This is a genomic window from Acidobacteriota bacterium, from assembly GCA_020349885.1.
GTDB lineage: Bacteria > Acidobacteriota.
This window is the reverse complement of sequence record CP070701.1, coordinates 817,946-842,222: the sequence shown is the minus strand read 5'-3', so window position 1 is coordinate 842,222 and position 24,277 is coordinate 817,946. Positions and strand designations below refer to the sequence as shown.

Sequence of the window (24,277 nt, the reverse complement as noted above, 5' to 3'; positions counted from 1 at the left end):
TTCACTCTTCTTTGGCTCGCGGGCCTTTTTCCGGTTCGAATGCGATCTGCGGGCCATCGAGCTGAAAGCGCCTGCGCGGCAGTGGAATCCCTTCCTCCTGAAATCTTCGAAGGGCATTGTCCAAAATATCGCAGCCAAGCCTCCATGCTTTATCAGGATCATCCGCCCATGCCGCAATCCACAGGCAGATGGTCTGCTCGCCCAGTTCCATGAACCACACCTCCGGCTCATCCTTTCCATTCCAGTTCTTGCTTTCCTTGGCTACCTCAATCAGGATCTCACGGGCTTTCTTCACATCGGCGTCGTAGTCGAGGTAGATCGGCACTTTGGTCCAAATTTTCTGGTCGCGTAGGGAGTAGTTGACGATCTCCCGCCCCGCCAGGACTTCGTTGGGAATGACCATACGCCGGTGGTCCCACACGAGGAAGATCGTATGGAATAGGCCGATGTCCTCAATCGTACCCCATTCGTCACCCATCTTGACCGTGTCGCCGATCCGGATCGGCTGGGAGAAGGCGAGCGTCACCCCCGCCACCGCGTTGGCAAGCAGGCTCCGGGCGGCGAGCCCAACGACGACGCCCGCGATTCCCGCCGAGGCGAGAATCGATAGGCTGATGCGCTGGAACGTCTCGAATTGCAGCAGGACAAGGAGGGTTCCCACAATGCCAATGAGTGGAACGGCAATCCGGCGGATCAGCACGTAGGGAGTGTGGATCCGTTTCGTCTTCTCGGGGTCCGTCACGCCCCGCAGGCTCAGGCGTTCCTTATCTCGAACCAGGCGATGGACCCACACGGCCAGCCCAATCGTAAGCGCGGCAAAAAAGCCAGCCAGCCCCCGCTTTCGAATCTTTTCGTTGAAGAGCTCTGTCTCTTCTTCGCGCAGCCGTGCCGCGGCATCCTCGGCGGCCCGGTGCATCGACTCGGCGTGGAGGCGTTTTTCTCGCGCTCGCTGCCTGTTTTCCTTCATCGACTGTTCGAGCTGGGACAGAGTTGTCTGGATGCGGGCCAGCGTGCCTTCTAGAAAATCAATCCTTTCCTGGGCGGCCGCGGTCGTATCCGGAGAAACCCCCTCCCTCTGGAGCCTCTTCAGCACATCCCGCGCATATCTCAGTTCCCACTCGAAGTCTGTCATTTCCTTCAACTCTGTGACGGTAAGCTCCCTGGCTTGATCGGCCTCCTCCTCAGCAAGGTCGGCTTTGTTCTCGGCGCTTTGGGCTTCAGCTTTCCTACGCTCCGTCTCCCGCTTGAGTTCGTCCAGGGTGGCGCCGGCAGGAAGGCTTCTCGTGGAATCGGGCCTCGCAGACACATCCGGTTTAGGCTCCAATTTCAGATGCTCCTTTGAGATCTCCAGTCGCTCTCGTGCCAAGGAGACCTGATTCTTCACTTGCTCCAGTCGCCGAGCGGCCGTGTCGGCATGTTGCGCGAGGATGGTGATTTCCCTGGGCGCCTGCTCCAGCTCGTCACGAAGGGTTTTTAGGTCTTCGGCAGCCACTTCCGTCTTCCCGGGTTCTGCCATCAGCTCTTTCAATAACTCCTGATGTCTGACGTATTCATGGCGCGCATCCTCCAACGAGTCCACCAGCGCCTGAACATAGCGATAGAGGTCTTCGGTCATGGCCACCCGCCGGTACGCGGCGTAGACTTCCTTGATCGACGTCGTCGTTGCTGCGGTTTCGGCCATGGACAGCCGGTGCTCCTTGAGCTTCCGCTCTTGTTCGAAAACACTCACCCGGTGCTTTTCGGCCTCGACACGGGCCGTGAGGGCTTTTTCTTTTGATTCTTGAGCAGCCTTCAGGGCCTTGGGCAGTTCGGCACGGAGGCGTTCGCGCACAGAATCCAGCTCCATTTCAGAATCGGCCAAATCATGCTTGGCCCGAAAGTACTCCTCCTGCGTCACACTTCGCCTGCCAAACTCGGTGGGAGGCTGTTGCCTGCGTTCCAAGGATCGAAGGTGTTCCGCAGCCGTCAAGGGGGCCTCCCTTGGTGGGCTCGGTGCAGCGGTTCTCGGAGGAGAGATTCCGACGCCGTGCGTGCGTCGCGCCAGAGTTTCGGATTGCTCCTTCAGAACGTTCGCCAGATCAGAGATGGTCTTGATACCGAGTTGTCGGGCTTGCTCGCTTCGCATAACAAGCGTCCAGGTGTTGTTAAAACCAAAGCGGTCCAGCCATACGAGGTCATACTCGTCTGCGAATTTGTGCCGAACCGTTTCAAACGCTTCGCCCGGCTCCTGGATGATCTGACTCAGCAGCGGCTCCAAGAGAATCAGCCCTGTCCCCGTGTATTCGACGTAGAGATCGATTTGGCCTCTCCGCAGCGCGTCGAAACAGGTTGCCGTCCCGATCAACTTCAACTTGCGCAAAACTTTGACGTTGGAATGGTGCTCGATTAGGACGGCCATCAGTCTTGTGAGGATGTCGTGCTCGGCGAAAAACTTGGCCCCAATTGTGATGGTGCCGGCCGATCCGTCTCCCGGCTCATTGCCTGGATCAATGAGCTTTCTTGAAACGAGAAAATCCCAGGCCACCTCTGCGGCGTCCTTGCCGCGGTACTCTACTTGATAGTTCATTTCACGAATTTGCTCTTCCGAAATCTGCCCGGCGAGCTTCCCGAGGATGTCCTTGAGTTCGGGATGCTCATCAAGCGTCTGCCGCCGAACGAGCGGCGCCGCTTCGTAGGGCAAAAAGAAATTCCTGTCGTCTTCCAATATGGCTAAGTCATAACCTTGCATACTCCCAGCGGTAGAGTGGCCGCTGATCACATCGACCCGCTGTTCGGCTACTTGCTGGTAAATCATGTAGGGATCGAACTCTTCCGGGTCAGAGGGGAACCTCAGTCCGTAGTGCTCCCTGAGACCGGGGTATCCATCATTGCGGGTGATGAACTCCTCGATGAAACCAGCGCGGAGCGCTTCGAACGAGGCAGGCCGGCGGATTTTGCCCAGGAAGTGTGTGATAACGATCCCGACGCCAACGCTGAAGACGAGTGCGCCGAGGATAAGCTTCCAGCCTTTATTGGACATTACGTTTCTCTGCTGCGTTTTCCGCTGCTGCTCTCGAATGAGCGCACGAGGTCTCTCAGCGTGACTCTTCCCTGCGCGGAGAAAACATGTGCAAATCCCATCGATTCGACAGGTCTTGAACGACGTGGACACCACGGACGCTGTTGCCGCTCGAGTCTAGAGGCGGAGAATAGACGGCAACGGCGAATCTTCCCGGAACGACCGCCACAATGCCGCCTCCCACGCCGCTTTTCCCGGGCAGGCCGACCTTGAACAGCCATTCCCCGGAGTCATCATAGAGGCCGGCCGTTACCATGGCGGAGAGGATGTTCTGCACATACTTTTCTTTGATTGCCCGTTCCTGCGTGAGAGGATTGGCGCCCCAATTGGCTAGGGTTGCTCCCATGATGGCCAAATCTTTTGCCGTGACGCTTTGGGAGGTTCCCTTGAGGTACAGCGCGATGGTGTCGTCCACCTTGGCGTAAAGAAGATGGTAGGCGCTTAAAAGTTCCGCCAGCGCCCGGCTCATGGCACTCTGTTTCATTTCCGCTTGGTACACCTGCTCGTTCAACGGCAGTGTGTGGCCGGCATAGCGAGAGAACACGCGGCGCACGCGGGCCCATTTCTTTTTCGCGGTCGAGCCTTTGATGAGGCTTGTCGTGGCAATCGCTCCGGCGCTGACCATGGGGTTTTGCAATTGCTTCGCCCGAACAGTGGAAGCGATGATGGAGTCGTAGGGAAGGCCCGTGGCATTCACGCCTACTTTCTTCAGCATAATCTCGCGGCCGTGGTCTTCCAAGGCCAGCCCATAGACGAAAGGCTTGGCGATCGATTGAATCGGAAAGGGCGTGTCCGCATTCCCGACCATGTGGACGCGGCCGTCAACCGTCGCGATGGCGATACCAAACCAGTCGGGATTCACCTGTTCTGTTCCGGAGATATACACCTCTCCGTCCTTAAGGGCCATATATTTTTGGTGCATTTCTGAAAGCGTTTGCTCTATCTCTTGGGGCGAGGTGGGAAGAATCGTGCCTGCGGAAAAGGCCTCCTCGGCCCAGGAAACATGGGGACTCGCTATAAAGAGGACAAAGAGCAATAGATGGATATATATTTTCAAAACTTTCACTATTGCCTCCTGTTTTCTTTTTCCCAGCTAAAAGCCGAAGCTCTGCGGACAAGCTCCGCGGGTATTTCGTGACCAGCCTGCCGCGCGGCTTCCGCTCATTATACTCACCTCGCCAATTTTCCACCAAGCCGTCCCCACGCCGAGCCGAACGGCCAGGCGACAAGCTTTAGGACTCATCTTTTTCATCGCGGGGCGTCTGTTCCACGGAGTCTTGCGGGGCGTGGTCTTGCAACATTTTCAAGAGCAGATCGTGCTGTGCCGCCTCCAGTTCGCCCGACTCGAAGAAAGCCCAGATGCGTTGCATGAGGGAATCATGCCGCGCTTGCCGCACCGCACCATCCATGGCGCCGTCCTTCCCGTAGCGTCGGATCTCGGAGACCAGCGCCCTCGTCAGGATTTTCTTTGCTTCGTTCACCCTGTCGTCAATCAGACCGTGCAGGTAGCGCCAGTGAGAGTTGTCCAGCTCTCCCAAGTGCCACCATCTTCTGCGAACTCGCTCTTGAATTTCATCGCGGATCACCAGCAACTTTTCCACCGAGTCCGACTCGGTCACTCCAGGAGAGATAGCGAGAATTTTTCTTCCAATTTCGGTGGCGGTTCGGTTACGCTTCAGCTTGATGACGCCCGCACAGCCGGCGACAACAATCACGAGAGTCGCCAGGAGGCGCCACGTTGCATGGATCCACTCGAAAGGCTGGTGCCACACGAAGGTGGCGGGAAGGTGCCCGGCCTCCTGGTAATACTCCTTCGCATCGGGATGCAGCGGGAGCGAAGCGAGATCCAGCGCCAGCGCATCCGCCCCGCCAGCAATGTTCAGAAACGCTTCCCCTTCGAAGATCGCCCTCGTGATGGCCTTGACGTCGAACGGCAGGTCTTCCGTGGTGGCCAGCACCTCGTGGATGGAAAGGGTTTGAATCGCCGGCTCGTCTTCCCTTTGACACGCGTACGTGCCGGGCTCGATCGTGGACATGGTGAAAACGGTTCCCGACATCAGAGCCTGTTCTTTCGGCGCCATGGACAGAAGCTTGATCGAGTCGTCGTTGAGGATCGTTCTTATCGCCAGGCAGGGCACGTAGCTGACGAAGAAACCCACGTCTATCTCTTCGCTGTGGAGCCGTGCCACCATGTTCGGAACCGACAGAAACAACGGCGTGATTGAATCCGAGTGAACACCATGGTGCTTCAAGACGACTCGCGCGACCATCTGCGTGGCGCTGTTCACCGGGCCGAGGCACACCCGGAGCTTCGGCTCGCCCGGCGGCAGCTTCCCCAGAGCCGTTGCTACCTCACCCAGCGTCGTGATCGCCGTTCGTTTCGAAGGCGGAAGGCCTTGGTTGAGGCTTTCCTCCAGTAGTGCAAGCTTCTCTCTGCGTATGAACATTTGGACTTTCGCGTCGTGCAGAACGGCGAGTCGCTGTATGTTGCTGACGGTGGGAACGCTGAGCTCGTCGAGATCGAGGTTATACACGAATCGGGGCTTGCCGAAGCGCGAGGCCAGGGCGGCGTCGTATTGCATGATGGCTATCGAAGGGCGCTTGCTGAGCAGCATCGCGTTTTCCAGAGATCCGTCGCTGTGGGTCACCCGGGCGGGAATCCCGCGCTCGGCGAGCAGCGCCTGCATCATCTTGCCGAGTCGGTAGTTTTTCCCCTCGATGGCTCCCGTGGCTATGAGCAGCGAGCCCTCCTCCGTTTTCCGGAATTTCGCCGCGCCCGCGTGAAAGGGGAGGCCTTCCGGCACATCGAAGGCCTCCGTCAACTTGACATCCTGGGCCTTGGGGTGCGCAAGCAGCAAGTCGGCGATATTGTCGAAAAGCGCCTTGACGATGATAAAACCTATGTCCCGCGGGAGGTCGTTCCGGGCGACGAGAAAGACGTCCGCGGACATGGTGTGGATGCTTTTGGGTTGATTCGGAAAGAGATTCGCAGGCAACTCGTCCGCTGCCAGCCCGATGCTGTCCGGGCCCGATGCCAGTTGTCGTCGGGTCTCGGCAGCCATGCTCAGCAGTTCGGCCCCTCCCCATTCAAGTACTCTCTGCACTGCTTCGGCCGGCATCCCCACCATGAAGAACGCCGCGTCGATATCTCCTTCTATGAGTCTGTTCGCGGCCTCCGCGAAGCTTCCAGCGTCGTCGGCCGTATAGTCATTTTCGGAGAGGCCGACGGTTTCGAGGATATGCGTCGCCGCCATCCGTGTTCCGCTGGTCCGGGAACCAATGAAGAGTCTTGCATTCTTCAGGCCGGCTATGTTCCTAATTCCCGTCTCCTTGCGTACCACGACGAGAACGTCATCCTTGTAGAGACGGGCGAGAACGCTTATGGTCGACTCGGCTTCGGGACTTTCGCGGATAGCCCTGAAAAGTGCCGGCCCCATGACAAAAGCAACATCAGCCTGTGCGTTGACCAGGCGCTGGATGTTCTCGACCGAACCGTTTGACTGTTCCGCCACCGCGCGCTGGATGGGCCGGCCTGGAAGTTGCTCGAGAATTCGGGCGAGTTGAGCCCCTAGCGGGTAGTAAGTGCCCCCTATGGTTGCGGTTGATATCTTCAGGTGCTGCAGTGAAGGCTTCGGCCTGAGCCGGACAACCACCGCCACCAGCACGATCAGAATGGCACTCAAGGCAACGAGCCATGCGAGCGTGCGGCGGCTCATGCGATCCTCCCCATGATAACCAACAAACACCGTTCTTTTTGGCTCATGGAAAAGCCTTTCTTTTGCGAACTATCATTATAGCATGATCGGATTTGCTATATTTGATGGCGCCCTGCCACGGCGCTGCGCTAAAGAGAAGCACCCCGCGACCGACGAAACAGAGTTTGGTAATGAGCGGGCTTCCCACGACACCTCACCCATCCCAAGTCCTTCGTCTGCTCCCGTCGAAGCAGGACATTCTTGAGCCTTGGCTGAAGAATGCCCTGGACTCACCACCAGCCGAGGATTTTCCACCAAGCCATCCCCACGCCAAGCCATACGGCCAGGTGGAAAAGAGATACGAGCGCGCCGACCTTGAACCAACTCTGCGACGGCACGTAGCCCAAGCCGAAGTAGATGATCACCGGCCCCGTCGAGTAGTTCGTGGTGCAAGCGCACAGGTTCGAGAAGTACGCCAGCAGCGCAATCGTGAGCATGGGCGGGGCGCCGGCGCTCGCGGCGATTGCGAAAAAGGCGGTCGCAAGCGCCGAGATGTGGGCCGTCAGCATCGAGAAACCGTACATGGAGTAGAAATAAATGAGGGCGAGGATCAGCACGAGCGTGATGCTGCCAAGTCCGGCCACCTGGTCTTGCATCGCCTGCGCGAACCAGCCGACCACGCCCTCGGATTTGAGAGCGCCCGCCATGGCCAACAGGCCGCCGAGCCAGAACAACGTGTCCCAGGCTCTGGCGTTTCCCGTCACGTCCTGCCAGCCCTCGGTGCCCGATACGAGCAGTATGCAAACCCCGAGCCAGGCCACCAGCCCGGTCCCCATCCCGTGGATCGGCTTTGTGGACCAGAGCACCAGCAGTAGCACGAAAACCGCCGCCATGACTATCTGGCCTCGCGTCCAGCGGCCCATGGCCTTGAGGTCGGAGCGCGCCTTTTCCTGAGCGGCTCGGGAATCCTTGAGCGTCGGCGGGGAGAGCTTATACATTAACAGGGGGAGCAGACCAAGCGAGACAAGTCCTGGAACGAGCGCTCCGATCGCCCAGGTGCAAAAACCGAAATCTATCTGAAAGACATCTTCAGCCGCCGCCTTCAACAGCGGGTTAGCCGCCATTCCGGTCAAAAACATGGCGGCCGTAACGAGGTTCGCATGCGCCCCCACCAGGGTCAGATACCGACCCGCCCGCTCCGGTTGCTCGGAGGGATGTGAGTTGAGCTCTACGCACAGCGATCTTATGATGGGAGCTATGATTCCACCACCGCGGGCCGTGTTGGATGGAACGATCGGCCCAAGGACAACCTCCGAGGCACAGACCGAGTAGCCGAGCCCGAGCGTCGAGCGCCCGAGAAAGGCCATGAAGCCGAGCGCGATCCTCCGGCCAAAGCCGGTTCGGCCAACCGCTCCGGCGAGAAGAAACGCTGCAACCACCAGCCAGACGGTAATGTTGCCGAACGCCTCCAGCATGCTCTTGTAGGGAAGTGTTCCTGTTACGGAGAGTGCGATCAATCCGAGCAATACCATCGCTCCCATCGGCAGCGGCCGTATGACAAAGCTCGCAATCGTGGCGGCAAAGACCCCGAGCACATGCCATCCCGCCGCCGTTAACCCTTCGGGTGCGGGAACGACCCATGCGGCCGCGCCAATGGCCAGACAGACGGCGAGCCGCCGTATGGAGATAGACGTTGGTTTTTCCGATGCCATGGGTGCTTACCTCCTTTACAATTTGTTGACGGAGCCAACGTATTGTTGTTCACGCAGTCCCGAGGCAAAAGAGTATCCCGACACATGCCGCACATGCCGCGCGGCTTCCGTCCATTATACTCACCTCGCCGATTTTCCGCCACCGCTTGCCCACCCCCTCCTGTCCGTGATAATCTTAGCCTGTAGGATGCACGTTTCTTTTTTTCTCGGAACTTTCCATGGGAAAAACACTGCTGGATAAAATTTGGGAAATCCACAAGGTTGCGGAGCTGCAATCGGGATTGGACCAGATATTCATCGGCCTGCACCTCATTCACGAGGTGACGAGCCCGCAGGCGTTTTCCATGCTTCGGGAGCGCGGGTTGAAAGTGAAGTACCCCGGGCACACCGCGGCCGCCGTGGACCACATCATTCCCACACTGGACGCGTCGAGGCCGTTCGAGGACCCTCTCGCCGAGGAGATGATGAGGGCCTTGGAGGAAAATGTCAGGGAAGGCGCGATCCGGTTCTTTGGCCCGTGGGACGAGCGGCATGGAATCGTGCATGTCGTCGGTCCCGAGAACGGCCTGACGCAGCCCGGCATGACGATCGCCTGCGGCGACAGCCACACGAGCACGCACGGCGCCTTCGGCGCCCTGGCGATGGGGGTGGGAACGACGCAGGTGCGGGACGTTTTGGCCACGGGGTGCCTGGCCATGGCGAAGCCGAAGCTGAGAAAAATTCGCGTGGAGGGACGCCTGGGGAAAGGGGTATACGCGAAGGACGTTATCTTGAAAGTCATCCGGGAATTGGGAGCCAAGGGAGGCATCGGCCACGCCTACGAGTACGGGGGAGAGGTTATGGATAATTTCTCCATGGATGAAAGAATGACCGTGTGCAACATGAGTATCGAGGGAGGGGCGCGGATGGGCTACGTGAACCCGGACCGGGTCACGTACGACTACCTGAAGGGCCGGGAGTACGCGCCGAAGAACTTTGACGACGCGGTGGAATTCTGGAACTCCGTAAGGTCGGACGAGGACGCGCGCTACGACGACGAGGTCGTTCTGGGTGGCACTGACATTGAACCCATGGTTACGTACGGCGTAAACGCCGGACAGAGCATAGGTATCGGCGAAGCGATTCCCCGGAGCGTTGAAAAGGAGGAGGAGAACGCTTTTTCCGACGCGCTCGCGTACATGCGGTTCGAGAGGGGAGAATCTCTCAAAGGGAAGAAAATCGACGTGGCCTTTATCGGCTCCTGCACCAACGCCAGGCTCTCCGACCTGCGGGAGGCGGCCAAGGTCGTCCAAGGCAAGAGCGTCCGCCAGGGCGTCCGCGCCATGGTCGTTCCGGGCTCCGCGGCGGTGAAGCGGCAAGCCGAAGAAGAGGGCCTGGAAAAAATTTTCAGGGCGGCCGGATTCGAATGGCGGAACGCGGGGTGCAGCATGTGTCTGGCGATGAACCCCGACCGGTTGGTGGGCGACGAAGTTTGCGCGTCCTCGTCCAATCGGAACTTCAAGGGCAGGCAGGGGAGCCCCCAAGGAAGAACCCTGCTCATGAGCCCGGCCATGGTCGCCGCAGCCGCCGTCGAAGGCCGCGTGGCTGACGTGAGGGAGCACCTGTGACCCTTTTTCCAAAGCGAGCCCCGTAGATAAAGATGAAAAAAATCACCGAAGTGAAAGGCACCGGGATCTTCGTGGAAGGCGACGACGTCGACACCGACCAGATCATCCCGGCAAAATTCTTGAAGTGCGTCACGTTCAACGACCTGGGAAAACATGTGTTTTATAACGCCCGCTTCGGCGAGGACGGCAATGCAAAGGAACATCCGTTCAACGACGGGCGGTTTTCCGGCTCCTCCATTTTGGTCGTGAACAAGAATTTCGGATGCGGCTCCAGCCGGGAGCATGCGCCCCAGGCCCTGCTCCGGTTCGGGATAAAGGCCATCGTCGGCGAAAGCTTTGCGGAAATTTTTTCCGGAAACTGCATCGCCAACGGGCTGGCCATCGCGGCGGGGCCGAAGGAGGACATACGGCGCTTGATGAACACCATACGAGAAAATCCGACGGTCGAAATTCGGCTGGACCTGGTCTCCGGCAGCGTGGAGTACGACGGCTGCCGCTTCGGCGTCGAGCAGCGGGAGAGCCACCGAAGAAGCCTCATCGAGGGGACGTGGGACCCCCTGGACGAGATGCTTCAGGACGAGAGCCTGGTAGAGCGGGTGCGGGCGGGACTTCCATACGCGGGAGCGTTTCAAGATGAAAAGCGATAACGTTGCGGTGCTGCCGGGGGACGGGATCGGCCCGGAAATCATAAAGGAAGCGATACGGGTTCTGGAAAAAATTTCCGAAAAGCTTCGCTTCAAGCTGCATTATCAGTTCGAGGACGTGGGGGGGGCGGCCATCGACAAACACGGCGACGCCCTGCCCGACAGGACCCTCCGGACATGCGAAGGGGCCCGGGCCATCCTTTTCGGCGCCGTGGGAGGGGCGAAGTGGGACGTGCTTCCCCCAGAGGAGCGGCCGGAGAGGGCGGCGCTGCTCAAGCTGAGGAAGCACTTCGATCTCTACGCGAACCTGAGGCCCGCCATCGTCTTCAAGGCCCTGGCGGACGCCTCGACGCTGAAGAGGGAGGTGATCGGCGACGGGTTCGACATAATGGTGGTTCGGGAGTTGACGAGCGGAATTTATTTCGGCAGGAGGGAGCTGGACGCGGATTACGCCGTGGACGAGGCCAGATACACGAAGGGGGAAATCGAAAGAATCTCCCGGCTTGCCTTCGACATCGCGAGGAAAAGAAAAAGGAAGCTGACGCTGGTGGACAAGGCCAATATTCTGGCGACGAGCATATTGTGGAGGAGCACGGTCCAGGCCTTGGAGAAGGAATACCCGGACGTGGAGGTGAATTTCCTGTACGTGGACAACGCGGCGATGCAGCTCGTGAGAGACCCCAGGCAGTTCGACGTGATGCTGTGCGAGAACATGTTCGGGGACATCCTGTCGGACGAGGCGGCTATGTTGACGGGCTCCCTGGGCATGCTGCCGAGCGCCTCGATCGGTGGAGAAGGATTCGGGATGTACGAACCCGCGGGAGGCTCCGCCCCCGACATCGCGGGAAAGGGGGTTGCGAACCCGATCGCCCAAATCCTGTCGGCCGCCATGATGCTCAAGTACAGCCTCGGCCGGGAAAAGGGCTACGAGATGATTATGAAATCCGTGACTCAAGTCCTGGAGAAAGGCTACCGAACGCAGGACATTATGGAGGACGGGAAAACGCTCGTGAGCACAGAGGAAATGGGAGCGGCCGTTTGCGAGGAATTGGAAAAAGCGTGAGCCGCGCTCGCGCATCGAAGCGTTCCGCCGCCATGACGGGCAACATCGTGAAACGCCTTTGCGCCCTGAGTCTCATCGTTGCGATCGCCTCCGCCCTCGCATGCGGCGGCGACGGCGACCCGAAAGAGGCTCGTGAGATGTACAAGCGGGCGCTCGACCTTCAGGCCGAGCAACAAAACGCCGCGGCGCTCGCGGTCTTCCGGGAGCTTCTGGAAAAATATCCCGGGGCCAGCTTCCGGAGCGACGTCGAGTCGAACATCTCCTTCATCGAAAACCTCTTCGAGATGGAGCGGCGTGGGCGCTCGCGCATCGTCGTGGACCACCTCAAGGCCCTGGCCCGCGCCTGCGAGCGCTACAAGAGAAGGCGCGGCGCCTACCCGGCGGAGCTCGGGGCGCTCGTGCCGGAATACATCGAGAAAATTCCCTCCTGCCCGTGGGGCCATGTCTACAACTACCGCACCGAGCCCAACAGAAGAGGCAAGCCCCGCCAGAAATATTTTCTCGCGTGCTTCGGAAGCGACGGCATCCCGGGCGGCGAGGAGGACGCCTTCGACTGCATAGTCAAGGAGGGCGAGTTCATTCAGATTCACGAGTGGCTGCGCTGAGCGGCAGCCGGTTAACATAGGCTGCGGGGAGGTGCATGCCTGGAGAAGGAAAAGCGCGCTTTTCTCAGCTTGCCGTTTGTGGTATACTTTGACCTTAAATTTTTAAAGCTCAGATTCAGGAAACAATTTACAGGCAGAGGAGAGAAGCCCTTGAGAAGAACCATCATCGTTTCCCCTGTTTGCCGTTTTAGGTAGACACTCGCCTCAAGTATAAGAAGTCCGGTTCAGGAAACAACTTACAGACAAAGGAGAGAAGTCCATGAAGAAAACCTTTGCAATTTGCTTTGCCATGTTCACCGCGGTTACGCTCGCCTTCGCGCAGGCCACACCGCCCGATCTTGTTAACTTCCAGGGCGTCCTGCGGGATTCGTCCGACGCGCCGCTCGACGGCCCGTTCGACATGGTGTTCCGATTCTTCGACGATCCGGCGGTGGGGAGCGAGCTTCTGGTCGATTCCCACCTTGCGGCCGGAAGCGGCGCCGTCACGGTGACGGGCGGCCTCTTCAACGTCGCCCTTGGAAGCGGCACGGTGACGGGCGTTTACACGTCGCTCACGGACATGTTCCGTGACTACTCGGCGGTCTATGTGGAAGTGCAGGTCGGTGCCGACCCGGCGATGACGCCTCGCATCCAGGTGGTCTCGGCGGCGTATGCGCTGAATACCGACCATCTTGACGGGCTGGATTCGACGGATTTTGCCGCGCTGGGGCACACGCATGTGCTTACCGCAGGGGCGACGGACGTGACCGCCACGGCGGCGGAAGTCAACAGGTTGAGCGGCGTGGGCCCGACGGTGACGGCGGCGAACCTTACAGGACTCACGGACGGCTCGAACGCCGACGCACTGCACGCGCACTCCGGTGGAGGCGGTGACGCGGACACGCTGGACACGCTCGACTCGCTGCAGTTTCTCCGGAGCGACGTGGACGACACGGCGGCTGGGAACATTACGTTCAACCTGTCCGTTGGTGCGGGGGGAGCATCTCCCGTTACCAACTGGCGGATCAATTCAACGTATGGAGCCAGCGCAGCCTCGGGCTACGGCGCCGTGCGGGGAGAGGGGATAAACGGGCCTACGTACGGCTACCTGGGGGTACAGGGAGCCACGGATTTCGACGGCGTGCTTACGGCGGACTGGGGCGGGCGGGAAATCGGCGTGGCCGGAGTCTCGACCGGAGGTAGCAGCACAGACAACTACGGAGTGCTGGGCCATTCCAATTACACGGGCGTGAAGGGCGAGGCGGACGGCGCGGGCACGAACTACGGCGTCTACGGCACGGCCTTGGGCGGCACGGAGAACTGGGGTCTTTTCACGCCGAACGATGCCTACGTGGGCGGCATGCTCGACTTCGGCGGCGGACTGAACGACGACCTGACGGCGTCGGACGTGACGGAGCTGACGTACGGCGGGACGACTGCACTCCATACACACGCTGCGGGAGACGCCGATACGCTTGACAGCCTCGATTCGACGGATTTTGCTGCGGTTGCACATACGCACACGCTTACCTCAGGGGCTACGGACGTGACGGCCACGGCAGCGGAAGTCAACAGGTTGAGCGGCGTGGGCCCGACGGTGACGGCGGCGAACCTGACCACGGTAACGGACGGCTCGAACGCCGACGCGCTCCACGCGCATGACATCACCGGAACGGGCGACGTGCGCTACCTGCGCAAAGACATCGATGATACCGCGGCGGGCGCGATCACGTTCAGCAAAACCATCGGCGTGGGCATTGCGCCCGACAGCCTCTATGGGGTGTACAGCTCGGGGTCTTCCACCGGCGGTCGCTTCATAGGGACCACCCGAGGTGTGTGGAGCCAAGTGAACGAAACTTCAGCTTCCGATATCTTCGGCGTGTCTACCAAGGCGACAGATGCTGGCACTACCGCCACCACCGTCCATGGAACATTCAGCGTGGCCGACGCTACTGGAGCCTCAAACAACAAATCTGTTTATGGGCTTTGGGCGGAAGCAAAGGGAGCTGCCAGCAGCCAGGGAGTACATTGTGGTGTTTTTGGGTCGGCAAGCAGCGCCAGCAACGGCCCCAACTACGGCGTCTACGGCGCGGCCTCGGGCGGCTCGGAGAACTGGGGACTGTATACGACGGACTATGCCCACGCGGACAATCTCAACGTGGGGACGACGACGCAATTGAGCAGTTGGCGGATCGATTCGACCTATGGAACAGGCGGGGCGGGCTACGGCGCCGTGCGGGGGCAGGGGGCGAATGCTCCCACGAAAGGTTATCTGGGCGTGCAGGGAGCGACGAATTTCGACGGCGTGGCTACGGCGGACTGGTCCGGGTGGGAAATCGGCGTGGCCGGAATCTCGACGGGGACTAGTGCCCCCCTCACCGACAACTACGGCGTGCTGGGCCATTCGAATTACACGGGCGTGTTTGGCGAGGCGATCGGCACCACGGGCACACTCTACGGCGTCTACGGCACGGCCTCGGGCGGCACGGAGAACTGGGGGATCTTCACGCCGGACGACGCGTACGTGGGATCCAGCCTCCTTGTGGACACCGGCACCATCGGCGTGGGCATTGCGCCCGAGAGTGCCAAAGGGGTGTACAGTTATGTGAACGGAAATTCATCTTCCAATCTCTACGGCGTGTATGCCGAGACGATAAATGCTGATACATCTAATTCCGAAGCCATCTACGGAACATTCAGCAAGGCCGATGCCACTGGTCCAGCCCCAAACACCAAACTGGTCTATGGGCTTAGGGGAGAAGCAACGGGAGCTTCCGGCAGTGATGGATCCCATGTCGGTGTCTCCGGCCGGGCATATGGCGGTGACGGTGATCATTTTGGCATTTCCGGGACTGCCAATCAAACCTCGAGTGGTGGCTTCCACTACGGCGTCAACGGCACGGCCTCTGGCGGCGCGGCGAACTATGGCGGCTGGTTTTCGGGAACAGACTACGGGGTTTACGGACAATCGAGTGGAGGCTGGGGCATCTACACGCCTGACAACGCAAGACTCGGGGACGCCATTACCGACCGCCACCGCTTCTGGGGATGGATTCAGGCTGGCTCCACGAGCGATGACCATCGCATCCTGTCAAACGCCGGCAACTGGGGCTACATCGGCGACGCTACCTATTACTGGTATCGGATGTACGCCAATCGTTACTACGCAATAACCCAAACTTTCGGCTCTTTCGACACCTATCCCGACCTCGACATGCTCGACGCGATGGAGATAGTTCCCCACACGGACGAGAAGACGGGCAAGACGGAGATGATTTTCACCAACCTGCCGCCGATGATTTTGGGCGACCCGGCCGTGGACGGCGAAAGAGCGGACCGGTTCGTTGATCTTTCAAAGGCCATCAGCTTCACCTTCGGCTCATTGAGGCAGATGCGTGCCGAGACGAAGGGCCGCGACGCGGCGCTGCGCGACGAGCTCAACCTGCGCACCCCCGACAAAAAGACCGGAAAGCAGACGATGGACGGAAATCTTCAAATCGTCCTCGACAAGGACGCAAACGACGCGTCGCGCTTCTCCATCTTCCGCGACGGCGCGGACGGCCTGCAGGAAGAGGTTTTCCGTGTGGACGAGGAGGGCAACGTCTACGCGCGCGGCTCGTTCCGTCCCGCGTCGCTCGACCTGGCGGAGTACCATCCCGTGGGCGAGGCGGTGGAGGCGGGCGACGTGCTCGTCGCGGACCGCTTCGCGCCGGGAGTTATGCGCAAGGCCACGTCCGCGGAGGACAAGGCCGTCGTGGGCGTCGTTTCCGCGACGCCCGGCATCGAGCTCGGGCGGAGCATCAAGCAGATTGCCGCCATGGAGCCGGAGATTGCGGCGTGGATTGACGAGGCGCGGGCGCTCGGTGACAAGGAAGCCGAGGACGCCGCATGGGCGCAGCTCGAGGAAATTTTCAGGGAAACGCACGCGGCGGTGGCGCTCTCGGGGACGGTGGCGTGCAAGGTGGACGCGGGCTACGGGGCGGTCGAGGTGGGCGACCTCCTGGTTACGTCGCCCACGGCGGGGCACGCGATGCGCGCGGACGAGCCCGCGCCGGGGACGGTGCTCGGCAAGGCTTTGGAGCCTCTGAATGCCGGCGCGGGTGCCATCAAGGTGCTCGTTATGCTAAGATAGGGAAAGGAAAAAACGCCATGAAACATTTTAGAGACATCGCACCGCTTCTCGCGCTCCTTTGCGTCGCCGGTCTCGTCGGCGCCCAGGAGAGCGCGAGCTACAAACTCAAAGAGCACACCATGAACGAGGGCGGCAATCCCGACGGAGGCGTGGTTCTCGAGTCTGCGAGCTACAAGCTCACGCTCGACGCCATCGGCGACTCCGTGGCGGAGGCGGGCACGCTTTCGAGCACGAACTACAAGGGGGAAGCGGGGTTCGTGCCGCCCTATCCGCCGCCCGGGGAGGTTCTGAATCTGCTCTTCACGGACGAGCAGACTCTCGCGTGGGACCCGGAAGAGAGCGTCGGGGCCTACAGGGTTGTCCGCGGCCTGTTGACGGACCTGCCCGGAGACTACGGCGACTGCACGCAACGTGTTCCCGCGAACACGGCGACGGAGGCGAGTGCGCCGCCGGCTGGGGAGACGTATTTCTATCTGGTGACGGCGGAGAACCGGCTCGCGGAGGAAGGGACGTTGGGCGAGGACAGCACGCCAGCGGAGCGGCCGAACACCTCCCCCCCGTGCCCGTGACGACGCGATATACGGCTTGTTTGGGGGGTTATCCAAACATGAGACGTATATAACGAAGTCTTCTCCGGCAAGAAATCAAATAATATCTTGGAAAGCCCGGGGGGGGGCATGGAATGGTCGGGAGCGCCCCGGCGTTGATTTACGCCGCGGCATCGATTATTCTCATACCTACACCGGGCATCGAAAAGGGCACATATGAAGAAAGCAACGAAGGTTGAAACGTTCCTCAAGAAGAACTACAAGGGCCTGACGAACAAAGAGCTCGCCGACGCGCTTCGCAAGCAGGGGCACCTCATAACGACGCAGGAGGTGCAGTCCCTTCTGCGGAAGCTTGGCCTGAGCCGCCGCATCGAGGGGCGCGGGGAACTCCCGAGCCGCATCCGGGAAATCGCCGCAATGAGCCTGACCCGCGAGCGCGCCAAGGAGTCGGCCGTATACGAAAAGGCCCTCAAGGATTACGAGGCCGCGCACAAAGCCATGCGCAGGAAGAAGCACAAGGAAGCGGAAAAAGCGTTCGCGCTCGTGGCGCAGACTTACGCGCAAAGCGAGCCCGAGCTTGCCGACCGCGCCCGCACCTACGAGGCCGTTTGTTCACGCCTCACCGCGAAGCCGGAGCCTCAGACGCTGCGCTCGTTTGACAACGCCTACGAAGCGGGCTTGTTCGCGTTCAATGAGCGCCGGCACGGGGAGGCGGAAAAAATTCTCCAAAAGGCGCTTGCGAAGGCCGGCAACGCCCGCGAGCGGGGCAAGGCGCGCTACGTGCTTGCGAGCCTCGAGGCCGGCCGCGAAAACGAGGCCGCGTGCCTTGAGCACCTCCGGAAAGCCATCAAGGAAGACGAACAATACCGGTTCCAGTTCCGCTACGACCTCGACTTCATGGACTACGTCTCCCGTCCCGAGTTCCGGGAGCTTGCGTCGGCTCCCAAGAGCGAAAAGAAGCGCAAGACGGCCTAGCTTCTTTCACCTGCAGCCATGGCGCGCGCTCCCTCTCGCGCTTCCCCACGCAAGGGCAAAGGCTCCAAGAAACGGGCCGTGCTCGTGCTCGCCGCGGGCGTGGGGAAACGCATGCGCTCGGCGCTGCCCAAGGTCCTGCACCCCCTCCACGGGCGGCCCGTGCTTTCCTACGTCCTGGACCTCGCGAGGCCCCTCGGCGACGTGTTCGTCGTGACGGGCGCCCAGGCCGGCCGCGTCCGCGAGATCCTGCCCAAGGGGGTTATTCCCGTCCTGCAAAAAAACCAGCTCGGCACCGGCCATGCGGTCATGGCGGCGGCGCCGCAGCTCAAGCGCTATCGGAGCGTTCTCGTCCTGTCGGGCGACTCCCCGCTCATTCGGGAGTCGACGCTTCGAATGCTGCTCGAAGAGCACAAGCGCGTGGGCGCGGTGTCCACGCTTCTCTCGGCACGCCTCGAAAACCCCTCGGGCTACGGGCGGCTTGTGCGAAACGGCGACGGCTCGCTCCGCGGCATCGTCGAGGAGGCCGACGCCGCGCCCGACGAGCGCGCCCTGCAGGAGGTCAACGGGGGCACGTATTGTTTCTCGTCGGCCGGGCTGCTTGAGTGCCTGCCGCGCCTCCGGCGCGAAAACAAGCAGAAGGAATATTACCTGACCGACGCCGTTTCCTGGCTCCTGAAGGAGCGGCGAACGGTCCACGTGGCACAGACGCCGGACTGGACGGAGGTTCTGGGCGTCAACACTCGCGTGGACCTCGCGGTGGCGCACGAGGTGCTCCGGCGCCGGAAGGTGCATGCCCTCATGGAGCAGGGCGTGACGCTGCTCGATCCGACGTCGGCCTACGTGGCCCCTTCGGTCGAGGTGGGCGCGGACACCGTCCTTGAGCCCAACGTCTTCCTCTCCGGCTCAACGCGCGTCGGCAGGCGCTGCCGCATCGGGACGGGCGCCCATGTGGAGAATTGCGTCCTCGCCGACGACGTTTCGATAAAACCCTACAGCGTCGCGGAGGGCGCCGCGGTGGGGCGCGGCGCGAGCGTCGGGCCCTTCGCGCGCCTTCGCCCCGGCACCTCGATCGGAGCGAACGCCAAGGTGGGAAACTTCGTCGAGACCAAGAAGGCGAGCCTGGGCGCAGGAAGCAAGGCGAACCACCTCGCGTACCTCGGCGACGCCAGGATCGGGAAGAAGGTGAACATCGGCGCGGGCACCATCACCTGCAACTACGACGGCGTCCGCAAGCACGAAACGGTCCTGGGCGACGGCGTTTTCGTGGGAAGCGACGCCCAGTTCGTCGCCCCCGTGCGCGTGGGCCGGGGGGCCTACGTCGCCGCCGGCTCGATCATCACGGAGGACGTGCCCCCTCATGCGCTCGCCGTCGCGCGCGGCCGGCAGGAGAACAAGGCGGGATGGGTCAAGAAACGAAAGCGAAAGCGCGCCAAGAGGAAATGAACTGACATGTGCGGCATCGTAGGCTACGTCGGCGGGCGGGACGCCGTGCCGCTCCTGATTGAAAGCCTCAAGCGGCTCGAGTACCGGGGCTACGACTCGGCCGGCCTCGCCGTCATCGAGCAGAACGGCGCCCTGGCGCTCCGCCGGAACGCCGGAAAGATTCACGACCTCGAAGCCGTCGTCCGGAAGGAGCCGCTTCGGGGCCTCGTGGGGCTCGGCCACACCCGCTGGGCCACGCACGGGCGCCCCACGGAGGAAAACGCCCACCCGCACCGCGACTGCAAGGGCGAGGTGGTCGTCATACAAAACGGCATCATCGAGAACTACGCCGCGCTCAAGGACGCCCTCTCCCGCGAAAAGCACGCCTTCGTCACCGAGACGGACACCGAGGTCGTCGCCCACCTCATCGAAAAGCACCTGCCCGCGTCGGCGACGCTCGCGGAGGCCGTCCGCAAGGCCGCCTCTGAGCTGGAAGGCCTCTACGCCATCACGGTCATCTCCACGCGCGAGCCCGGCCTGGTCGTCGCCCTGAAGCAGGGGCCGCCGCTCATCGTGGGCCTCGGCGAGGAAGAGAATTACGTCGCTTCCGACGTGCAGGCGCTTCTGCCCTACACGCGCGACGTCGTGTACCTCGAGGACGGCGACCTGGCCGAGGTGCGGCGCGACTCCGTGCGCGTGGTCGGCGGGGACGGGACGGTCCGCGAGCCCGTCCGGGCGCGGATTCCGTGGGACCCGGTCTCGGCCGAGAAAGGCGGCTTCAAGCACTTCATGCTCAAGGAGATTCACGAGCAGCCCACGGGCGTGCGCGAGACGCTCCTCGGGCGCATCAACCTCGAAACCGGCGCGGTGCACCTGGAAGAGATCAACCTCGACGACGACGCCCTGAGGCGCTTCGAGCGCGTCCACTTCGTGGCCTGCGGCACGTCGTGGCACGCGTGCCTCGTCGGCAAGCGCTACGTGGAGCACCTTGCGCGCCTTGCGTGCGAGGTGGACTACGGCTCCGAGTACCGCTACCGTGACCCCATCGCGGACGAGCGGACGCTCACCGTCGCCGTCAGCCAGTCGGGCGAGACGGCCGACACGCTGGCCGCGATGGAGGAATCGTCCTCCAAGGGCTCGACCGTTCTCTCCATCTGCAACGTCCGCGGGAGCATGATAACGAGAAAATCCCACGGCGTGCTCTACACGCACGCGGGGCCCGAGATCGGCGTCGCCTCCACCAAGGCCTTCACCTCGCAGCTCGCGGCGCTTCACCTGCTGGCGCTCCGGCTGGGGCAGGCGCGCGGCGTCCTTTCGGTCGACGAGTCCAGAGAGGCCGTGACCGACCTGGCCTGCCTGCCGCACGCCATGGAGAATTACCTCGCGAATCAGGAAGCCATGGCGGCGCTCGAGGAGGCCGCACGCGCTCACCACACGTACCGCAATTTCCTCTACCTCGGGCGCGGCATCCACTACCCGCTCGCGCTCGAAGGCGCCCTCAAGCTCAAGGAGATTTCCTACATCCACGCGGAGGGCTACCCCGGCGGCGAGATGAAGCACGGCCCCATCGCCTTAATCGACGAGCAGATGCCCGTGGTGGCGCTGGTCTTCGGCGGCGCGACGCGGGCGAAGATTATGGGGAACATCGAGGAGGTGAAGGCGCGCGGCGGCAACGTCATCGCGCTCACGTGCGAGGGTGACTCGGAGGCCGCGCGCAAGGCCGACACGCACCTTTCGGTTCCCCGCGTCGCGCCGCTCCTCGTCCCCGTTCTCGAGGCGCTCCCCCTGCAGCTTTTCGCCTACCACATCGCCAGCCTCCTCGGCTGCGACGTGGACCAGCCGCGCAACCTGGCCAAGAGCGTGACGGTGGAGTAGGAGGAATCGCCCGCCTACGTCGGGCCTGCCCCTAAGAAAGGGCCAAGGTTCAGCCGCCATCTGCCACTCGCCTTTGCGAAGTGCGGACGGCGGGCGCCGAAGCTAAGGGGCTTTTCTCTCCCTCCTCCTCCTCTTTCCTACATTCCCCGTTCCGGGTTGCTTCCCGAACGGCTTCGGCTTCGGGTGTTCCGCATAGTGGAGACGGGTCGTCACTTCCTCGAGCCTTTTGCCCGCCACCTCGACATGGGGGTGGATGAAGTAGTTCAAGGGGCCGGTCGTGTGCCCTTTTCCAAGCTCCAGGTCCCTGCCCGTCGTAAACAGGATGCGGTCCGCCGGCTGGGTGCCGAAATAGAGCGTCCGGCGCTTCTTGTGCTTCCACGCCTCGGAGGCGTCGACCGGGAACCAGCCCACGCCGGGCAGGAAAACCTGCACCCAGCAGTGGTAGGTGGAAATTTTCCCCGAGGCCTGGTTTTCGGGAATGGGAAAGCCGATCTCGAAGCGGGTGGGAATCCCTTCGGCGCGGGCGAGCGAGGTGAAGAGGGCGTGAAAGTCGGTGCAGTTCCCGTAGCGCTTCGTGCATGCCCACAGGGCGTCGCCGTGGCCCCAGCCCTCGCCTTCCTTTTTGTACTCCATGTTGTCGACGACGTAGTCGTAAATCGCCCGCGCCCGCGCGAGCGGAGAAGGACCGGTTTTCGGAAGCTCGGCCCGCACCTTGTCCAGGAGCGGGTCCGAGACGGGCACCCGCCGGTTGGGAATGAGGAAGAGCGCGGGTTTTTCCCGCTTCCAGGCCGCAAGGGCGCTTTTGTCCGGCGCCTCGGGGAGGCGTTTCTGAACTCGGCGGCGCTGCACCGCGTAGTTAACCCGGACGGTAATGGGCCTGCCGTCCGAGCGGTCCACGTGACCGTGCCAGAAACGGTTACCGTACCGAGCCTCGGTCTTTTCCCTGCCGGGCACGCTCGCCGTGACGAGGTAGCGCAGAATGTCCTGACTGTCGTCGGAGGCGGCGAGAGGCACGAAGACGTCGACGGGGCCGGCGCCCTCGGGCTGCGCCGCGATCTCCGCCTCGTAAACGAAGGCGAAGTCGCGTTCCGCCTGTCCGGGGTCGACGGGCTTCGCGTCCTCGCCCAAGGCAAGGGCGGCGGCGAGGGAGACCATGGCAAGCGCCAGAGCCTTTTCAAAAAGCTCTCGTATTCGTTTTCTAGACGGGTGATGTATCGTGTCCATAAAATCCTACGGCCTCCATTCAGGTTTAACGGTGAAACGTACCTTGCCGCCGGTCATGGTCAAAAGGACGCGCGCCTCGCGGAGCGCGAGCGGCGGCACTTCCATCACGTCGCGATCCACTACGATGAGGTCGGCGAACATCCCCTCGCGCAGCGCGCCCTTCAGGTCTTCCTCGAAGGCGGCGTAGGCGGCTGCGCGCGTGAACGCACGGAAGGCCTCCTCGCGCGTCAGGCGCTCCTCGGGCCGCCAGCCTCCCGGAGGATTTCCTTCCCGGTCCTGCCGCGTGATGGCGGCGTAGAGTCCGAAGAAAGGGTTTGGAGGCTCGGCGGGAAAATCCGAGCCCGCAGCGAGCGTGCAGCCCGCGTCGAGAAATTTCCGCCAAGCGTAGGCGCCCGCAAGGCGCGCTTCACCGAGGCGCTCGACGGCCCACGGCATGTGGGAGGTCGCATGGACAGGCTGCATCGAGACCAGGAGGCCGAGGCGCGCGAAGTGTGGAATGTCCTCCGTGGCGGCCACCTGTGCATGCTCGACACGCCAGCGGAGTTCTTTCGGGTTTTCCGCCGACGCGAGCACCTCCCTATACACCTCGAGCGCCGCGCGGTTCGCACGGTCGCCTATGGCATGGACCGCCGCCTGGTAGCCGCGCTCGAGCGCATGCTCGCAGGCGGCTTTGAAATCTTCCCGCGACAACGAGAGGAGAGGGCCTTTGTTTTCGGGATCGTCGGCGTAGGGAGCCAGGAGCGCCGCGCTCCTTAAGCCGAGCGCCCCGTCGAGCGAGAGCTTCAATGTGCGCACCGTAAGGAAGCCGTCGTGGAGCCCGATGCGGGGCGGGGCGAGGCCTTCTTCCGGAAGTCCGGCGCGCCCGTCAACCATCGCATAGACGCGCAGGGGAAGCATGCCGTTTTCGGCGAGATATTCGAGCACCTCCAGTAGGGTGGGCGACGCGCTGGCTTCGTGAACGGACGTGAGCCCGAGCGAGACGCAGGCCTTCACCGCGTCCAGGACGCGCTGCCCCACCTCTCCTCCCCGAAGAGGCGGAATGATGTGCCCGATAAAGCGCATGGCCGTGTCCACGAATACGCCCGTTGGGCTGCCCGTCTCGGGATCCCGCACAATGCGCCCTCCCGGAGGGTCGGGCGGCACCCGGTCGTCGAGACCCGCCAGCTCCATCGCCTTGCGATTGGCGAGCCCTGCTTGGCCGTCCACGCGCGTGAGCCACGCCGGGCGGTCGGGCACGGCCTCGGACAAGAGCTCGTGGGTGGGAAACGTTTTTTCCTTCCATCGATTCTGGTCCCAGCCGTACCCCAGCACCCATGCACCCGAAGGCAGCGTCTCCTCGTATTCTTCCACGAGCGCAACCAGTTCGACGTAGCTCGCGGCGTCGCTTAAATCCACGGTATAGAGCATCAACCCCAGGTTCAAAAGATGCCCGTGCGCGTCGATGAGTCCCGGAAGAAGCGCTTCGTCCGGTCCGAGTTCGACGAGGCGTGTGCCGGCGTCTCCGAGGCGCATGACCTCGTCGCGCGCTCCGACGGCCACGATGCGGTCGCCCGCCACGGCCACCGCCTCCGCCACGGGAGCACCGCGCTCGTCGAGCGTGTAGGCTTTTCCAGTAAAGATCCAGTCGGCCGGCCCGCCGGGCGCTTCCGAGGAACAGGCCGTCAGGAAGGTGAGTGCTGCAACCGCTGCGATCTTTAGGGATTGACGGGGAACGAAATCAGACATTTTTTAAGGAACA

The 24,277-nt window shown here is 62.0% G+C and carries 15 protein-coding genes; 9 read left to right on the top strand and 6 right to left on the bottom strand.

Annotation, left to right across the window (positions count from 1 at the left end; translation table 11 throughout):
- Nucleotide 1: 1 nt before the first annotated feature.
- The 4 genes from JSV08_03585 to JSV08_03570 all read right to left on the bottom strand — a co-directional run bounded on the left by JSV08_03585 (nt 2) and on the right by JSV08_03570 (nt 8,465).
- Nucleotides 2-3,019, bottom strand: coding sequence for a mechanosensitive ion channel (locus JSV08_03585; GenBank protein UCF81504.1), 3,018 nt, complete (start codon nt 3,017-3,019; stop codon nt 2-4).
- A gap of 55 nt (nt 3,020-3,074) precedes the next feature.
- Nucleotides 3,075-4,124, bottom strand: a complete 1,050-nt coding sequence (glsA, locus tag JSV08_03580; GenBank protein ID UCF81503.1) for a glutaminase A — start codon at nt 4,122-4,124, stop codon at nt 3,075-3,077.
- Nucleotides 4,125-4,290: 166 nt separating this feature from the next.
- Nucleotides 4,291-6,774: a TAXI family TRAP transporter solute-binding subunit gene (locus tag JSV08_03575; protein UCF81502.1), complete on the bottom strand. Its 2,484-nt coding sequence runs from the start codon at nt 6,772-6,774 to the stop codon at nt 4,291-4,293.
- Between the two features lie 269 nt (nt 6,775-7,043).
- Nucleotides 7,044-8,465, bottom strand: coding sequence for a DASS family sodium-coupled anion symporter (locus tag JSV08_03570; GenBank protein UCF81501.1), 1,422 nt, complete (start codon nt 8,463-8,465; stop codon nt 7,044-7,046).
- Between the two features lie 218 nt (nt 8,466-8,683).
- Here JSV08_03570 and leuC point away from each other — a divergent pair, with 218 nt between their 5' ends.
- From leuC to glmS, 9 genes are all read left to right on the top strand, one after another.
- Nucleotides 8,684-10,072, top strand: coding sequence for a 3-isopropylmalate dehydratase large subunit (leuC, locus tag JSV08_03565; GenBank protein ID UCF81500.1), 1,389 nt, complete (start codon nt 8,684-8,686; stop codon nt 10,070-10,072).
- A gap of 32 nt (nt 10,073-10,104) precedes the next feature.
- A complete protein-coding gene (gene leuD, locus JSV08_03560; protein UCF81499.1) occupies nt 10,105-10,719 on the top strand; it encodes a 3-isopropylmalate dehydratase small subunit in 615 nt (204 codons plus the stop codon).
- Nucleotides 10,706-11,779: a 3-isopropylmalate dehydrogenase gene (leuB, locus tag JSV08_03555; protein UCF81498.1), complete on the top strand. Its 1,074-nt coding sequence runs from the start codon at nt 10,706-10,708 to the stop codon at nt 11,777-11,779. Before leuD ends, leuB begins: the two co-directional genes overlap by 14 nt.
- Nucleotides 11,776-12,384 carry a type II secretion system protein GspG gene (locus JSV08_03550; GenBank protein ID UCF81497.1) on the top strand — a complete coding sequence of 203 codons (609 nt, stop codon included), beginning with the start codon at nt 11,776-11,778 and terminating at the stop codon, nt 12,382-12,384. The genes leuB and JSV08_03550 overlap by 4 nt, the downstream gene beginning before the upstream one ends.
- 259 nt (nt 12,385-12,643) lie before the next feature.
- Nucleotides 12,644-16,495: a hypothetical protein gene (locus JSV08_03545; GenBank protein UCF81496.1), complete on the top strand. Its 3,852-nt coding sequence runs from the start codon at nt 12,644-12,646 to the stop codon at nt 16,493-16,495.
- 17 nt (nt 16,496-16,512) lie between these two features.
- A complete protein-coding gene (locus JSV08_03540) occupies nt 16,513-17,064 on the top strand; it encodes a hypothetical protein (GenBank protein UCF81495.1) in 552 nt (183 codons plus the stop codon).
- A 195-nt stretch (nt 17,065-17,259) separates the two neighbouring features.
- Nucleotides 17,260-18,018 carry a hypothetical protein gene (locus JSV08_03535; GenBank protein ID UCF81494.1) on the top strand — a complete coding sequence of 253 codons (759 nt, stop codon included), beginning with the start codon at nt 17,260-17,262 and terminating at the stop codon, nt 18,016-18,018.
- 18 nt (nt 18,019-18,036) lie between these two features.
- Nucleotides 18,037-19,461 carry a bifunctional UDP-N-acetylglucosamine diphosphorylase/glucosamine-1-phosphate N-acetyltransferase GlmU gene (gene glmU / locus JSV08_03530; GenBank protein UCF81493.1) on the top strand — a complete coding sequence of 475 codons (1,425 nt, stop codon included), beginning with the start codon at nt 18,037-18,039 and terminating at the stop codon, nt 19,459-19,461.
- Between the two features lie 6 nt (nt 19,462-19,467).
- Complete coding sequence (gene glmS, locus JSV08_03525; protein UCF81492.1) at nt 19,468-21,315, top strand: glutamine--fructose-6-phosphate transaminase (isomerizing); 1,848 nt, start codon at nt 19,468-19,470, stop codon at nt 21,313-21,315.
- 102 nt (nt 21,316-21,417) lie between these two features.
- Here glmS and JSV08_03520 read toward each other — a convergent pair whose 3' ends face one another.
- Both JSV08_03520 and JSV08_03515 read right to left on the bottom strand, forming a co-directional pair.
- On the bottom strand, nt 21,418-22,470 hold the full coding sequence (locus tag JSV08_03520; GenBank protein ID UCF81491.1) for a transglutaminase domain-containing protein: 1,053 nt from the start codon (nt 22,468-22,470) through the stop codon (nt 21,418-21,420).
- A 75-nt stretch (nt 22,471-22,545) separates the two neighbouring features.
- Nucleotides 22,546-24,264, bottom strand: a complete 1,719-nt coding sequence (locus JSV08_03515; protein UCF81490.1) for an amidohydrolase — start codon at nt 24,262-24,264, stop codon at nt 22,546-22,548.
- Nucleotides 24,265-24,277 lie beyond the last annotated feature (13 nt).